The organism is Proteus sp. G4380 (assembly GCF_963885725.1).
Classification (GTDB): domain Bacteria; phylum Pseudomonadota; class Gammaproteobacteria; order Enterobacterales; family Enterobacteriaceae; genus Proteus; species Proteus mirabilis.
Genome location: NZ_CAWPAV010000099.1, coordinates 1 through 14,559, shown reverse-complemented (window position 1 = coordinate 14,559; position 14,559 = coordinate 1). Strand labels below are relative to the sequence as shown.

The 14,559-nt window shown below is 40.6% G+C and carries 12 protein-coding genes, 1 tRNA gene and 1 pseudogene; 8 read left to right on the top strand and 6 right to left on the bottom strand.

All coding sequences use genetic code 11. The annotated features are described in order from the left end of the window. Positions 1–147 precede the first annotated feature (147 nt). Positions 148–1,767 carry a phosphoenolpyruvate carboxykinase (ATP) gene (gene pckA, locus AACU98_RS08820; protein ID WP_004246655.1) on the top strand — a complete coding sequence of 540 codons (1,620 nt, stop codon included), beginning with the start codon at positions 148–150 and terminating at the stop codon, positions 1,765–1,767. A gap of 115 nt (positions 1,768–1,882) precedes the next feature. Here the strand turns inward: pckA and AACU98_RS08815 are convergent, their stop codons facing one another. Further along, the gene (locus tag AACU98_RS08815) at positions 1,883–2,584 is read right to left on the bottom strand and encodes a pirin family protein (protein ID WP_004246656.1); all 702 of its coding nucleotides are present in this window, start codon (positions 2,582–2,584) and stop codon (positions 1,883–1,885) included. Positions 2,585–2,764: 180 nt separating this feature from the next. On the opposite strand from AACU98_RS08815, the gene AACU98_RS08810 reads away from it, so the two are divergent. Beyond that, entirely contained in the window at positions 2,765–2,986 is a 222-nt protein-coding gene (locus AACU98_RS08810) for a hypothetical protein (RefSeq protein ID WP_004249847.1), read from the top strand. Between the two features lie 11 nt (positions 2,987–2,997). On the opposite strand, the gene AACU98_RS08805 is transcribed toward AACU98_RS08810, so the two are convergent. Then, entirely contained in the window at positions 2,998–4,203 is a 1,206-nt protein-coding gene (locus AACU98_RS08805) for an aminoacetone oxidase family FAD-binding enzyme (RefSeq protein ID WP_161735840.1), read from the bottom strand. A 308-nt stretch (positions 4,204–4,511) separates the two neighbouring features. Between AACU98_RS08805 and pitA the strand changes: the two genes are divergently transcribed. After that, positions 4,512–6,011, top strand: coding sequence for an inorganic phosphate transporter PitA (gene pitA / locus AACU98_RS08800; protein ID WP_004246659.1), 1,500 nt, complete (start codon positions 4,512–4,514; stop codon positions 6,009–6,011). Between the two features lie 71 nt (positions 6,012–6,082). On the opposite strand, the gene uspB is transcribed toward pitA, so the two are convergent. Next, on the bottom strand, positions 6,083–6,415 hold the full coding sequence (uspB, locus tag AACU98_RS08795) for a universal stress protein UspB (RefSeq protein ID WP_004246660.1): 333 nt from the start codon (positions 6,413–6,415) through the stop codon (positions 6,083–6,085). 413 nt (positions 6,416–6,828) lie between these two features. Here uspB and uspA point away from each other — a divergent pair, with 413 nt between their 5' ends. From uspA to AACU98_RS08780, 3 genes are all read left to right on the top strand, one after another. Beyond that, positions 6,829–7,263 (top strand): universal stress protein UspA, encoded by a 435-nt coding sequence (gene uspA / locus AACU98_RS08790; RefSeq protein ID WP_004246661.1) that lies wholly within the window; start codon positions 6,829–6,831, stop codon positions 7,261–7,263. Between the two features lie 253 nt (positions 7,264–7,516). Beyond that, on the top strand, positions 7,517–8,857 hold the full coding sequence (gene gdhA, locus AACU98_RS08785) for an NADP-specific glutamate dehydrogenase (RefSeq protein WP_004246662.1): 1,341 nt from the start codon (positions 7,517–7,519) through the stop codon (positions 8,855–8,857). Positions 8,858–8,985: 128 nt separating this feature from the next. After that, positions 8,986–9,735, top strand: coding sequence for an SDR family oxidoreductase (locus AACU98_RS08780; RefSeq protein WP_012368589.1), 750 nt, complete (start codon positions 8,986–8,988; stop codon positions 9,733–9,735). Positions 9,736–9,805: 70 nt separating this feature from the next. On the opposite strand, the gene rsmJ is transcribed toward AACU98_RS08780, so the two are convergent. Beyond that, positions 9,806–10,552: a 16S rRNA (guanine(1516)-N(2))-methyltransferase RsmJ gene (gene rsmJ, locus AACU98_RS08775; RefSeq protein ID WP_012368588.1), complete on the bottom strand. Its 747-nt coding sequence runs from the start codon at positions 10,550–10,552 to the stop codon at positions 9,806–9,808. A 3-nt stretch (positions 10,553–10,555) separates the two neighbouring features. After that, the gene (gene prlC / locus AACU98_RS08770; protein WP_012368587.1) at positions 10,556–12,598 is read right to left on the bottom strand and encodes an oligopeptidase A; all 2,043 of its coding nucleotides are present in this window, start codon (positions 12,596–12,598) and stop codon (positions 10,556–10,558) included. Between the two features lie 239 nt (positions 12,599–12,837). On the opposite strand from prlC, the gene AACU98_RS08765 reads away from it, so the two are divergent. Both AACU98_RS08765 and AACU98_RS08755 read left to right on the top strand, forming a co-directional pair. Continuing rightward, positions 12,838–12,932, top strand: a tRNA-Sec gene (locus AACU98_RS08765). 386 nt (positions 12,933–13,318) lie between these two features. Next, a complete protein-coding gene (locus AACU98_RS08755) occupies positions 13,319–14,344 on the top strand; it encodes a virulence RhuM family protein (RefSeq protein WP_004249996.1) in 1,026 nt (341 codons plus the stop codon). 124 nt (positions 14,345–14,468) lie between these two features. Here the strand turns inward: AACU98_RS08755 and AACU98_RS18440 are convergent. Next, a pseudogene (locus tag AACU98_RS18440) lies at positions 14,469–14,559 on the bottom strand (IS481 family transposase); the annotation flags it as partial.

The window sequence follows — 14,559 nt, the reverse complement described above, 5'->3', positions numbered from 1 at the left end:
AACAATTTTTCTGTAGATTTGTGCATTAGTTCTCGTTATTAACATAAAAAAAATATAAATTTTCAAAATATTGATAACAATCGCTGTTAATTAGTTGTAACACCTTAATAATGCTCATAGAAAAGCCTATTTATCAGGAGCAAAACTATGAACGTTAAAGGTCTTACCCCTAAGGATCTCGAGCAGTACGGTATTCATGACATTAGTGAAGTCATTTATAACCCTAGCTATGACTTATTATTTGAAGAAGAAACTAAGCCAGGATTAACAGGTTATGAGAAAGGCACATTAACCTCGTTAGGCGCTATTGCTGTTGATACGGGGATTTTTACTGGACGTTCTCCGAAAGATAAATACATTGTTCGTGATGATGTTACTCGTGATACTGTGTGGTGGGCTGATCAGGGCAAAGGTAAAAATGATAATAAACCACTCTCACCGCAAGTATGGGCTGATTTAAAATCATTAGTTACTGAGCAGCTATCAGGCAAACGTTTGTTTGTCGTTGATGCCTTTTGTGGTGCTAATGCAGATACGCGATTAAAAGTGCGTTTTATCACCGAAGTGGCTTGGCAGGCGCATTTTGTTAAGAATATGTTTATTCGCCCTACGCAAGAAGAGTTAGAAAATTTTACACCTGACTTTATTGTGATGAACGGTGCTAAATGTACCAATCCAAATTGGAAAGCGCAGGGATTAAACTCTGAAAATTTCGTTGCTTTCAACTTAACTGAACGCATTCAGTTAATTGGTGGTACTTGGTATGGCGGAGAGATGAAAAAAGGTATGTTCTCTATGATGAACTACTTCCTGCCATTAAAGGGTATTGCTTCTATGCACTGTTCGGCAAACGTTGGCGAAAGTGGTGATGTAGCCATTTTCTTTGGTTTGTCAGGGACAGGTAAAACGACATTATCAACAGATCCTAAGCGTAAACTGATTGGTGATGATGAACATGGCTGGGATGATGATGGTGTATTCAACTTTGAAGGAGGTTGTTACGCTAAAACTATCCATCTATCAAAAGAAGCTGAGCCAGATATTTACGGTGCCATTAAACGTGATGCCTTATTAGAAAATGTCGTGGTATTAGCAGATGGTAGTGTTGATTTTGATGACGGCTCAAAAACAGAAAATACCCGTGTATCTTATCCAATCTATCATATTGATAATATTGTCAAACCGGTATCGAAAGCGGGTCATGCTAAAAAAGTCATTTTCTTAACCGCTGATGCCTTTGGGGTGTTACCTCCGGTTGCTCGTTTAACACCCGAGCAAACTCAATATCACTTCTTATCAGGCTTTACTGCGAAACTTGCTGGAACAGAGCGTGGTGTGACAGAGCCAACACCGACGTTCTCTGCGTGTTTTGGGGCAGCATTTTTATCACTCCATCCAACACAATATGCTCAAGTGTTAGTAAAACGTATGCAGGCTTGTGGAGCACAAGCTTACTTAGTGAATACGGGCTGGAATGGTACGGGCAAACGTATTTCAATTAAAGATACTCGAGCGATAATTGATGCCATTTTAAATGGTGATATTGATAAAGCGGAGACTCAAACTCTGCCTGTATTTAATTTGGCGATCCCAACAGCGCTTCCTGGCGTTAATAGCGAAATTTTAGATCCTCGAGACACCTATGCGGATAAAGCACAATGGGATGTTAAAGCGGACGATCTTGCTGATCGCTTTGTGAAAAACTTTGATAAATATACTGATACGCCAGTAGGACAAGCGTTAACAAAAGTGGGCCCTAAACGCTAGTTACTGGTTTTATTGATAAAAAATTCCCTGAGATGAAAGACATCTCAGGGAGTTAACAAGAAAACAAAGTGAAATAAATTGTTTGAGAAAAAGTGGCTTTAGGTTGGTAGCCCAACTATGCTGTTACAGGAGGTAAGTCAAACAGCAAGACTTCACTGTCTTCATCACCAACGAAATAGATAATATCTTCATTCGCGATGGCGATGCCATCACTGGTGGTCGCAATAATGTCATTAATTGCTATCTTTCCTTTAACGACTTGCAACCAAACATTTCTTCCTGCTTCTGGCTGATATTGTGCCTCTTCTCCTTTTTTTAGGTTCCAACGCCACAGCGTCATATCTTGGAACACTTTTAACGAGCCATCACGTGCATCTGGTGACAAAATAAGCTGTTTACTCTCTGTGGTATTAAAACGACGTTGATCGTAACGTGGTGTAATACCGGTGGTATCAGGCATGATCCAAATTTGATAAAAATGCAGGCCTTTATCACTATTTGGGTTGTACTCGGAATGAGTGATACCTGTACCTGCGCTCATTATTTGAAATTCACCGGCGGGTACATTTTCTTTATTACCCATACTATCTTTATGCTCAATATTACCTTCAAGCACATAGGTTAAAATTTCCATATCTTTATGAGGATGGGTACCAAAACCCTCACCGGGCATCACTCTATCTTCATTAATGACGCGTAAGGCGGAAAATCCCATAAAGTTAGCATCGTAATAGCTTGCGAAAGAGAAGGTATGCCAGCTATCTAGCCAACCATGATTAGCGTGGCCTCTTTCATTTGCTTTGCGTAAATAAATCATAATGTGTTTCCTTCTCTGAAGTTGTTGAACACAGTTTACGCAATTAAGCTAAGTAAAAAAGCGGAGGAATTTAATCTGAGGATCCAAATAATTTGAATAAGAAAAAATAAAACAATCGAACAAACGCTAGAAAAGAAAAAGCCAGCACCCGGCTGGCTAAAGTAAAACACTGGAAGCAATGTGAGCAATGTCGTTCTTTCATATGACCCTGAAGGTGGTGCATCTGAAAGTGATTTAATGATAATAGTTCTCACTATCATTTGTAAAGTGTTTTTTTTAATCAAAACAGAAAAAAATAATGCCAATTTTGTTAACTCACTGATTAACGAGTTATTTTATTTTGTTTTTAAAAAAATCATTATAACCAATAAGTTAGCCTATACTTTGTGTGGTTATTTATAAAAATAACGCGCCTACTTAGTCATGTGTCGAGAGATCAATGCTTGGGCACAGGCATAAGCAGAGCTCCATGCCCATTGGAAGTTATATCCTCCTAACCAACCTGTGACATCAACCACTTCACCAATAAAATAGAGACCTGTTATCTTTGTTGCTTCCATCGTTTTAGAGGAGAGATTACGGGTATCAACACCACCTAGGGTGACTTCTGCAGTGCGATAACCTTCTGTGCCATTAGGTAAAACAAGCCATGCTTGTAGCAACGTCGTTATTTGTGTAATACGTTCATTGCTAAGTTGAGCCAGTGAGGTATCAGGCAGTTGATTATTTTCAATCATTATCTCTATAAAACGCTTCGGTAGTAGGCGAGAAAGTGTATTTTTTAATAATTGATTCGGCTGTGCTTGTCGTTTTTCTTGTAAATAGCCTTCCAAATCCGTGTCAGGAAGTAAGTTAATGCTCACATTCTCTCCCGGATGCCAATAACTAGAGATTTGTAAAATAGCAGGACCGGAAAGCCCACGATGAGTAAAAAGAATATTCTCTTTAAATTGGGTGCCATTTTCAGCGGTGACAATAGCAGGGATCGCCACACCAGAGAGCGGGCTGAGTTGTTCAAGTTGTGGCTTGTGTAATGTAAAAGGGACTAAGCCTGCACGAGTGGGCAATACATTAAGGCCAAATTGTTGCGCAATTTTATAGCCAAAAGGGGTGGCACCTAAACCGGGCATTGAAAGTCCTCCGCTGGCAATCACTACAGAGGAGGCGGTTATTGTTTTCCCTCCTACCAAAAGAGTAAAGCCTTCGGCGGTTTTCTCTATTTGAGTCACCTCACTACGTAAGCGAATACTTACTTTTCCTTCATGGCATTCTGCGAGTAATAAATCAACAATTTGCTGGGCAGAATCATCACAAAATAATTGCCCTAATGTCTTTTCGTGGTAAGCAATATGGTGCTTTTGTACTAACTCGATAAAATCCCATTGTGTATAGCGAGCAAGTGCTGACTTACAAAAATGAGGATTATCGGATAAGTAAGCTGATGGCTCGATATACATATTGGTAAAATTGCAACGTCCACCACCAGACATTAAAATTTTTCTGCCGGCTTTTTTGCCATTATCTAAAACTAAAACAGATAATCCCGCTTGTCCTACTAAAGAGGCACAAAAAAGTCCAGCGGCCCCTGCACCTATAATAACTGTATCGAATGATCCCACAATGATGTCTCGTTCTTGGTTGTCTCTGACTACTTAATCAGTGATCTTCGTGTAAAATCAGAGTATTTTGTAAAATTATATGGAGAAATCTGTATTTTTCACCTAAATTCGTATTTGCAAGCAAAAAATTTATCAGAAATTTACTTTTTTTTTATGTTTATTAATTAAATGATATATAAGGAATTATCTTAAAAACCCGTCATTTTCCTTGGTTATCAAATCAAAAAAAGGTTAAATTTCGCTTCCACCGTTCGCATTTGTCGCTGATAATGCGCCGCGTTCATGTCCAACTAACTGGCTTAACGTCTATGCTACATTTGTTTACTGACCTGGAATTTCATACAGGTTTAATGTTGGTTTTAGCACTGATTTTCGTGCTATTTTATGAAGCCATTAATGGCTTTCATGATACCGCAAATGCGGTAGCAACTGTTATTTATACTCGTGCTATGCGTGCGCAATTTGCGGTCGTGATGGCGGGTGTATTTAACTTCCTTGGAGTTTTGCTCGGTGGATTGAGCGTGGCTTACGCTATTGTTCACTTATTACCGACAGATCTTCTGCTAAATGTGAGCTCGGCTCATGGCCTTGCCATGGTTTTTTCGTTGCTGTTAGCTGCCATTATCTGGAACTTAGGTACATGGTATTTCGGTATTCCAGCATCCAGTTCACATACGCTGATAGGTGCTATCATTGGTATTGGTTTAACAAATGCTATCGTGACAGACTCGTCAATCGTTGATGCATTAAACATACCTAAAATGATCAGTATCTTCCTTTCTCTTATCCTTTCCCCAATTATTGGCTTGGTGATTGCTGGCGCGATGATTTTCTTGTTACGTCGCTATTGGAGTGGCACGAAAAAACGTCGTCGTATCCACCTAACCCCTGCCGAACGTGAGAAAAAAGATGGTAAACGCAAACCACCATTTTGGACTCGTACCGCGCTGATTTTATCTGCGGTAGGGGTGAGTTTCTCACATGGTGCGAATGATGGTCAGAAAGGTATTGGTCTTATCATGTTAGTTTTAATTGGTGTCGCCCCAGCAGGGTTTGTCGTCAATATGAATGCTAGCGGATACGATATCACTAAAACTCATGATGCCGTTGTACACTTACAACAGTATTATGAGAAGCATCAACCAGCTCTACAACATGCGATTGAAAATACCCCGGTAGTATCAGCACAAGCTGATCCTAACGACACGGATTTTCATTGTAATAGCGCAAGAACGCCAATTGTTCTCAATCAAACAGAACAAATGTTGTCTGGTATTAGCTCTTATGATGAGCTGAGTGCAGACCAGCGTGCTCAAATGCGTCGCTTACTGATGTGTATTGCTGATACAGCTACGGAAGTTGCTAAACTACCAGAAACTAGCGCCCAAGATGCACGGTTCTTAAAAACATTGAGTCGTGACCTGCTAAATACAGTGGAATATGCACCAATTTGGATCATTATCTCTGTGGCTTTAGCGCTCTCTATCGGGACAATGGTAGGTTGGAAACGCGTTGCGGTCACTATCGGTGAGAAGATTGGTAAAAAAGGTATGACTTATGCACAAGGTGTTTCTGCTCAGGTGACTGCGGCAGTTTCTATCGGTGTAGCAAGTTATACAGGTATGCCAGTATCAACAACACAAGTGTTATCATCTGCGGTTGCAGGTACGATGATTGTTGATGGTGGTGGGGTGCAGACCAAAACCGTGAAAAATATTGCGCTGGCCTGGATCTTAACATTACCAGTGAGTATTGCTTTATCCGGTGTGCTTTATTGGATTTCACTTTCACTGCTGGTGAATAGCTGATAATAATAAGCATCCTAATAGTATTGAGAAACGGTGACTAACTCGTCACCGTTTTTTTATCCCTATAAAACCTACCAAATAATCATGGCGATCAAGCTTGCTACAGCAAGAATACAAAAGCGACTTACTAGGTAGAATTGTCGATAAATCCGTTCACAACGCATAATCACTTCAGGATCATGGTGGTTAGTATATTGGCGTTGATTTATATATCGAATAAGTCTTAACTGTTTTGAAAATTGACCATGCATAGTGAAAAATCCATTCCCATCGACAGATTGGTAAAGTAATGGATCAGATTGGCGCAATATGGTGAGTAATACCCGAATTGATGAGAAATAACGCATCATATTAATCAGGCAAAGAATACACAACGCCCAAAAGATAACAATGACACTAAACATAATCCCCTCCCTAGAATAGCTGATTCTGAGATGAGAAAACCTTTTGCATTTACATGGAAAGGTTAATTTTTCTCTTATTTAAGTCTAGGTGATATTAAGCAAGAAATAAAAGCGAGTTGTTCAAGTTGTTCGCTTTTTCAAAAAAATGATTAAAAAATAACTCTAATAGGGTGTTTTTATTGTGCCTTGTGCATTATTCACATTAATATGTGGATATTGTCGAAGAACGACTCCTCACTTATTTAAAATGGTGTATATTGTTGTTACCGATAGATGCTTTCTTTGATGGTATTTGCACTAAGTTGTGATCAAGGCAACATCTAACTTTCATCATAAAACGTTATATTTAATGTAAAGGATATAGGCGTAATAGCCTTTCCGACCGATTAATCAGCTTATGGAAGGAGTTTACGATGGCTTATAAGCATATTCTAGTTGCAGTTGATTTATCCCCTGAGAGCAACGTCTTGGTGCAGAAAGCTGTATCTATGGCAAAACCCTATAATGCCAAAGTTTCCTTAATTCACGTTGATGTTAACTACTCTGATCTGTATACCGGTTTAATTGATGTTAACCTTGGTGATATGCAACAACGCATCACTGATGAAACACGTAATGCACTAAAAGATCTCTCTGATAACTCAGGTTATGAGATCCAAGAAACACTCAGTGGTAGCGGGGATTTAGGCCAAGTTCTTGTTGATGCGATTAAAAAATACGATATGGACTTAGTGGTTTGTGGTCATCACCAAGATTTCTGGAGCAAATTGATGTCATCAGCACGTCAACTAATTAATACCGTTCATGTTGATATGTTAATTGTTCCTCTGAAAGATGATGAAGAGTAATCAACTGATTATTTAAGCAAAAAAAATGCCTGCTTATGCAGGTATTTTTTTGTCCAAAAATCCTGATTTTATTAGCCTTTAGTGAGGTCAAGCTTTTTTTTTTGTCTAATTGTAAAAAAAATGTCTTGAAGTAGGAATACATTTTAATGATATATTCAATAGGCAAAACAATATCAACCTCACATAAATCCCAAAAATATTCCGAATAAATGAGGTTATGCCAACATCACATTACATAAAAAGGAATAGCTGAATGAATAGATCTGGCTCATTATCTTCGTTTTTAGAAGAGGTAGAAAAATATAACGCTCATCAACCTGAATACCATCAGGCGGTACGTGAAGTTTTTACCACTCTGTGGCCTTTTTTAGAGAAAAATCCACAATATCGTGAACAATCATTACTTGAGCGCTTAGTTGAGCCTGAACGTATTATTCAGTTTCGCGTCTGTTGGTTAGATGATAAAGGACAAGTTCAAGTTAATCGCGCATGGCGAGTACAATTTAACTCTGCTATTGGTCCCTACAAAGGTGGAATGCGTTTTCATCCATCGGTAAACCTCTCTATTTTAAAATTTTTAGGTTTTGAACAGACCTTTAAAAATGCACTGACAACACTGCCGATGGGAGGCGCTAAAGGGGGATCTGATTTTAATCCCAAGGGGAGAAGCCACGCAGAGGTAATGCGTTTTTGTCAGGCGTTAATGACTGAGCTCTATCGTCATTTAGGGGCTGATACTGATGTCCCCGCGGGAGATATTGGTGTGGGGGCAAGGGAAGTTGGCTTTATGGCCGGAATGATGAAAAAGCTCTCGAATAGCAATGAATGTGTCTTTACGGGTAAAGGTTTATCATTTGGTGGCAGTTTGATCCGCCCAGAAGCCACAGGGTACGGTTTAGTCTATTTTACTAACGCAATGCTTAAACGTCACGGTATGTCCCTTGAGGGAATGCGTGTAGCCGTTTCTGGTGCTGGCAATGTGGCACAATTTACCATTGAAAAATGCCTTGAACTGGGTGCGAAAGTGGTCACGGCTTCAGATTCTGGCGGAACCGTGGTGGATGAAGCTGGATTTACAACCGAAAAACTGGCTCGCTTAACTGAAATTAAAAATAATTATGGTCGTATTGAAGAGTACGCCAAAGAGTTTGGTTTAACTTATCTTGAAGGGCAACAGCCTTGGGCTGTCGCTGTTGATATTGCACTACCTTGTGCTACACAAAATGAATTAGATTTAGACGCCGCAAAAGTGTTAATTAAAAACGGTGTTAAAGCTGTTGCCGAAGGCGCAAATATGCCAACGACCATTGCGGCAACTGATGCTTTTATTGAGGCGGGAGTCTTGTTTGCACCGGGTAAAGCCGCTAACGCTGGAGGGGTAGCAACTTCGGGGTTAGAAATGGCGCAAAATGCAGCACGCTTGAGTTGGAAAGCTGAGAAAGTTGATGCTCGCTTACATCATATTATGCTGGATATTCATCACGCTTGTGTAAACTATGGCGGTGAAGGTAAACAAACTAATTATATTCAAGGGGCTAATATTGCAGGTTTTGTTAAAGTTGCTGATGCAATGTTAGCGCAAGGCGTGCTGTAATTTTTTAAGTTAGTGCGAGTGCATAGCGCTCGCTCTGACCGTTTCAATCATTTTCTCTTCCCCCTTAGGCCTAATTTTCATCTGCTATGCTTAAAAGAGTGACTATTTATTTTTAAGCTGGAGGTTATATGGCTACGCAAATTGATTTTACTCTCTCGAATAAAGTGGCTGTTATTACTGGTGGTGCGGCTGGAATTGGCTTATCTATCGCACAGATGTTTATCGAAAAAGGGGCTAAAGTCGCTTTGTTGGATAGATCAGAGCAGGTTGAGCAAGTGGCGCATCGTTTAAATAGTGCGGTGGGGATCTGGTGTGATGTTTCAAGTGAAGAGTCCGTAAAACAAGCGGTACATTCAGTCATTGAAGAGTTCGATCGCATTGATATTCTTGTTAATTGTGCAGGTATTGTCGCTTTAGCTCCCGCCGAATCGTTATCTCTTGAAGATTGGAATAAAACCTTATCAGTTAATTTAACGGGGACTTTTTTACTGTGTCAGCAAGTGGGGCAGCATATGCTACAACGCGGGCAAGGTAAGATAATTAACCTCGCCTCTCAAGCAGGTATTATCGCTTTACCAGAACATATTGCCTATTGTGCAAGTAAAGCCGCTATTATCAATATGACAAAGGTGATGGCGCTAGAGTGGGGACCCAAAGGCCTACAAATCAATGCGATATCCCCTACTATTGTGATGACCGATTTAGGTAAAAAGGCTTGGGAAGGTGAAAAAGGTGAACAGATGAAAGCGCAAATACCGGCAAGGCGATTTGCTGAGCCAGAAGAGATTGCTGCCGCGGCTGTATTTTTAGCAAGCGCTGCAGCGGATATGATCAATGGCCATAATCTGGTGATTGATGGTGGATATACTATTCAATAGATAGCGATATTATAATTAAAAAGTTACGGGAAAAGAGGGGGAGACACGCCCCTCTATGGGTTATCTATGGCTAGATACAAGGATAGATATCAAAACGGTGATTTTTGGTGGTGACACTTGCATGTGCGGGTTGATTATTTAACGGCTCAGCATAATCAGGACGCTTAACAACCACTCGTTTTTTAGCCAGTGCCATGGCTGGTGCTAATAATGCATCAGCATCTTCATCCGCACCGACAAGAGATTGGAATACCCGCATCTCTTTTTTCACTAATGCGCTTTTGGTTTTATGGGGATACATAGGATCAAGATAGACTACATCAGGTGTAGGGCTAATTTGCGTGAGTGCCTGTGCAGATGAAGCATAAATGAGCTTCATACGCTGTTGCATCCACTCACCAATATCTGCATCGAGATAAGCGCGTTTCAAGCCATCTTCAAGTAATGCAGCCACCACAGGATGACGTTCAACCATTCTTACGTTACAACCAATAGAGGCTAATACAAAGGCATCACGGCCTAATCCTGCTGTTGCATCAACCACATCGGGTAGATAATCCTTTTTAATACCTACTGCTTTTGCTACCGCTTCACCACGACCACCGCCAAATTTACGACGATGAGCCATAGTACCCGCGACAAAATCCACGTAGATCCCACCAAGTTTAGGCTCATCTTGTTTACGCAATTCAAGGTGAGTGGGCGTTAAGACTAACGCCATAGTTTGTGTGGCGTCGTGAATTAATCCCCAACGTTGCGCTAAAGCAGATAAGGCGCTGTTATCAGCGCCTTCTTCACAAAGTAAACAGATATTCACATATCATCCTTTAATGCCGTAGCCTTTGAGCATAGCATCAAGTTTCGGCTCACGACCACGGAAGCGTTTGAACAGCTCCATTGGCTCTTCTGAACCACCACGGGTTAAAATATTATCAAGGAATGATTGACCTGTTTGGCGATTAAAAATGCCCTCTTCAGAGAAGCGAGAGAAGGCATCAGCAGCCAGTACATCAGCCCATAAATAGCTGTAATAACCTGCTGCATAACCACCGGCAAAAATATGGCTAAAGGCATGAGGGAATCGCGCCCAAGGTGTTGCAGGTACTACCGAGACTTTCTCTTTTACGCTATTTAGTATTTCCATGATACGAGCACCTTTAGCCGGATCATATTCAGCGTGTAGGCGGAAATCAAACAGACCAAATTCTAGTTGGCGTAATACAAACATCGCAGACTGATAATTTTTTGCTTTGAGCATATTATCAAGCATAGCCTGCGGTAATGGCTCGCCAGTTTCATAATGACCAGAAATAAAGGCTAACGCTTCTGGCTCCCAGCACCAGTTTTCCATAAATTGGCTTGGTAACTCAACCGCATCCCATGGTACGCCATTAATACCTGATACATCAGCGGTATCAATTTGCGTTAGCATGTGGTGTAGACCATGACCAAACTCATGGAATAGCGTGGTTACTTCGTTATGGGTGAAGAGTGCGGGTTTATCACCTACTGGTTTATTAAAGTTGCAGGTAAGATAGGCGACAGGATTTTGTAGTGTGCCATCAGCATGACGCATTCTACCAATGCAATCATCCATCCAAGCACCACCGCGTTTATGTTCACGAGCGTATAAATCAAGATAGAAGCTACCGCGCAATGTGTTGCTTTCATCATATAATTCAAAGAAACGTACATCATCGTGCCAAGTGTCGATATCATGACGCTCTTTAGCCGTTAAACCATAGATACGGTGAACCACTTCGAATAAGCCACTTAATGCACGGTGCTCTGGGAAGTAAGGGCGTAGCTGTTCGTCATCAATGGAGAATAGATGTTGTTTTTGTTTTTCGCTGTAGTAAGCCAGATCCCAAGGCTCTAGTTTCTCCACACCATAATGCGTTTTGGCAAAGTGCGTTAATTCAGCTAGCTCTTTTTCACCTTGAGGATGAGCTCGAGAGGCTAAATCAGTTAAGAAATTAAGTACTTGTTCTGGTGATTCTGCCATTTTAGTGGCAAGTGATTTTTCGGCATAATTTTTAAAGCCGAGCAACTGAGCTAACTCATGGCGTAATGCTAAAATTTCCGCCATCACTTCACTATTATCCCATTGACCTGCATTAGGGCCTTGATCAGAGGCTCGAGTGCTATAAGCAATACTCATCTCTTTTCTAAGCTCACGATTATCAGCATAGGTCATAACAGGTAGATAGCTTGGCATATCGAGCGTTAATAGATAACCTTGTTGCTCTTTTGCTTGTGCCATTGCTTTGGCTGCATCAATGGCGCTTTGTGGCATACCAGCAAGTTCACTTTCATCGGTGATAAGTTTAGACCACCCCATGGTCGCATCTAACACATTATTACCAAATTTGGCGCTCAGTTCTGATAGGCGTGCACTGATTTCACCAAAACGCTGTTGTTTCTCTTTTGGTAAACCGATACCGGATAATTCAAAGTCACGTAATGCATTCTCAACGGCTTTTTTTTGTGGTTGAGTCAGTAAGGCAAAATCAGCGCTTTCTTTGATAGATTTATAGGCTTGATATAATCCTTCGTGCTGACCCATCCAAGTACTGAACTCAGACAGTAAAGGTAAGCTCTGCTCGTAAGCTTCGCGTAATTCAGCACTATTTTTAACGGAGTTTAAATGGCTAACAGGAGACCAAACACGAGAAAGTTTATCACCCGCTTCGGCTAACGGTTGGCAAAGATTATCCCAACTAAAAGCGGTGTTGTCAGCGAGAAGTTTTTCTACGGTTGCACGATAATTAGCTAAAACTTCTTTAATGGCAGGTACAACGTGTTTTGGTTCTATCTGGGAAAATGCAGGTAATCCCGTTGTGCTAAGTAATGGATTTGACATAAAAAACATCCTGTATCTGGGTTTACAGTGACATGGCATACATCACTGAGTTTATTCGTCATAGGTAATAAGATGAGGATGAAAGTGCATAAGTTCAATAGTATCGCGTTAATTATCAGTTTTTTTACTCAAAAGCGGGATTATTTTCTTTGAAAGAGGTTTTATTGATTTATTGCACTTGGGAATGATTTTATTTCAGCGTATAATCATCATGTTATTTCATACAAATAATCCTATATGGAAGATCATCGTCCCCGGTGGGGCGGCTGGACTTCAAATCCAGATGGGGCCGCCAGCGGTCCTTGGCAGGTTCGACTCCTGTGATCTTCCGCCACTTAAGTTCATTACACCTCCCAAAACTCAATCAATCCCTTAATGATCAGTTATTAAGCTATTTTTAGTTCAACAAATGTTAAAACGTTTGCAAGAGAATTGACTCACAGGAGTGCTATTAGGCAGAAATGTGAAAAGTAAGCATACTCGTACATGTTCGGTGAATGGTATTGATAGTGATAGTAAATTGAATAAGGCGCTATGGGTGATGACTGAAAAATGTACGAATATTATTCAGAAAGATGGATAGTATAGGGGATCGTATTACATTGTTTTTTCATAAAATAATGTGCTTGCTATCTATTTGCTGGTGGCCTTATTTTTTTGTTAAATATGCTATATTGTTGTTCACAGTTTATGCATAACGTATAGAGCGGAGGCCATGTAATGAGTGATAATCTTCCTGAAGCACCACAGGGTGAATTTATTTTGTTCCGCAGTGAAGATGGTCAAACTCGTGTCGAATGCCGCTTTGAGTCTGATACGTTGTGGTTATCTCAATCCTCGATTTGTGAGCTTTACGGTAAAGCTAAGTCCACGATTAGTGAGCATATTCGCAATATTTTTACTGAGGGTGAGTTAGTCGAAGATTCAGTTGTTCGGTTTTACCGAACAACTGCGGATGATGCTAAGCAGTACAATGTAAAATACTTCAATCTCTCAATGATCCTTGCCATTGGCTACCGTGTCCGCTCTGTCCGTGGTACTCAGTTTCGTCAGTGGGCAACGCAAACGCTGGAACAGTATCTGATTAAAGGGTTTGTGATGGACGATGAACGGCTGAAAAATCCGCCTATCGGTCAGTCAGTCGTACCGGATTACTTTGATGAGATGCTCGAACGCATCCGTGATATTCGTGCCAGTGAGCGGCGGGTATATTTACGGGTGAAAGAGATCTTCACCATGGCAGCGGATTACGAACCATCCAATAAAGAAACAACTCGTTTCTTCCAAACCATCCAAAACAAACTGCATTTTGCTTGTACTGGCATGACTGCTGCGGAGCTTATAGCTAGTCGCGCAGATGCCAGTCAGCCGGATATGGGCTTAACCAGCTATAAATTTGATGAGGTGCGTAAAACCGATGTCACGATTGCGAAGAATTATCTACGCGAAAATGAGCTGAAAGAATTAAACCGTATCGTCAATATGTGGCTGGATTTTGCTGAAGACCAAGCGCTGCGCCGTAAGCAAGTTTTTTTACAAGATTGGGATACTAAGCTAGATCAGTTTTTAAGTTTCAATGACCGTGATGTATTACAAGGCGCAGGTGGAATTAGTAAGAAAGCCGCTGATGAAAAAGCCAAAGAGATATTTGATATTTATGCTCAAAAACGTCGTCGGTTAAAAGAAACCGAAGGGGAAAGGGCAAATATTGCGGCATTGAAAGATTTGCTAAAAAAAGGTAAGTAAGATAATAAGATAAGTAGTGTATTTACCATCCTCTAAAAATAAGTGAAATTACCACTACGGGTAGAATGTTCTTAGATAAAAATCTCTACGCTGTGTCACTCAGAACCTCGGATGACGTTTAGTCTTAAAGACCAAGCTTATTTTTTAACACTTCATACGGTGTTTTACCAGCATGCGCTGAGTGAGGGCGATGACAATTATAAAAAGCCTCCCAT

What these genes read in the sequence shown, in the direction of transcription:
- pitA (WP_004246659.1), top strand. Translation starts at nt 4,512, where the DNA reads ATGCTACATTTGTTTACTGACCTGGAATTTCATACAGGTTTAATGTTG.
- AACU98_RS08815 (WP_004246656.1), bottom strand. Translation starts at nt 2,584, where the DNA reads ATGATTTATTTACGCAAAGCAAATGAAAGAGGCCACGCTAATCATGGT.
- AACU98_RS08780 (WP_012368589.1), top strand. Translation starts at nt 8,986, where the DNA reads ATGGCTACGCAAATTGATTTTACTCTCTCGAATAAAGTGGCTGTTATT.
- uspA (WP_004246661.1), top strand. Translation starts at nt 6,829, where the DNA reads ATGGCTTATAAGCATATTCTAGTTGCAGTTGATTTATCCCCTGAGAGC.
- uspB (WP_004246660.1), bottom strand. Translation starts at nt 6,415, where the DNA reads ATGTTTAGTGTCATTGTTATCTTTTGGGCGTTGTGTATTCTTTGCCTG.
- AACU98_RS08755 (WP_004249996.1), top strand. Translation starts at nt 13,319, where the DNA reads ATGAGTGATAATCTTCCTGAAGCACCACAGGGTGAATTTATTTTGTTC.
- pckA (WP_004246655.1), top strand. Translation starts at nt 148, where the DNA reads ATGAACGTTAAAGGTCTTACCCCTAAGGATCTCGAGCAGTACGGTATT.
- gdhA (WP_004246662.1), top strand. Translation starts at nt 7,517, where the DNA reads ATGAATAGATCTGGCTCATTATCTTCGTTTTTAGAAGAGGTAGAAAAA.
- prlC (WP_012368587.1), bottom strand. Translation starts at nt 12,598, where the DNA reads ATGTCAAATCCATTACTTAGCACAACGGGATTACCTGCATTTTCCCAG.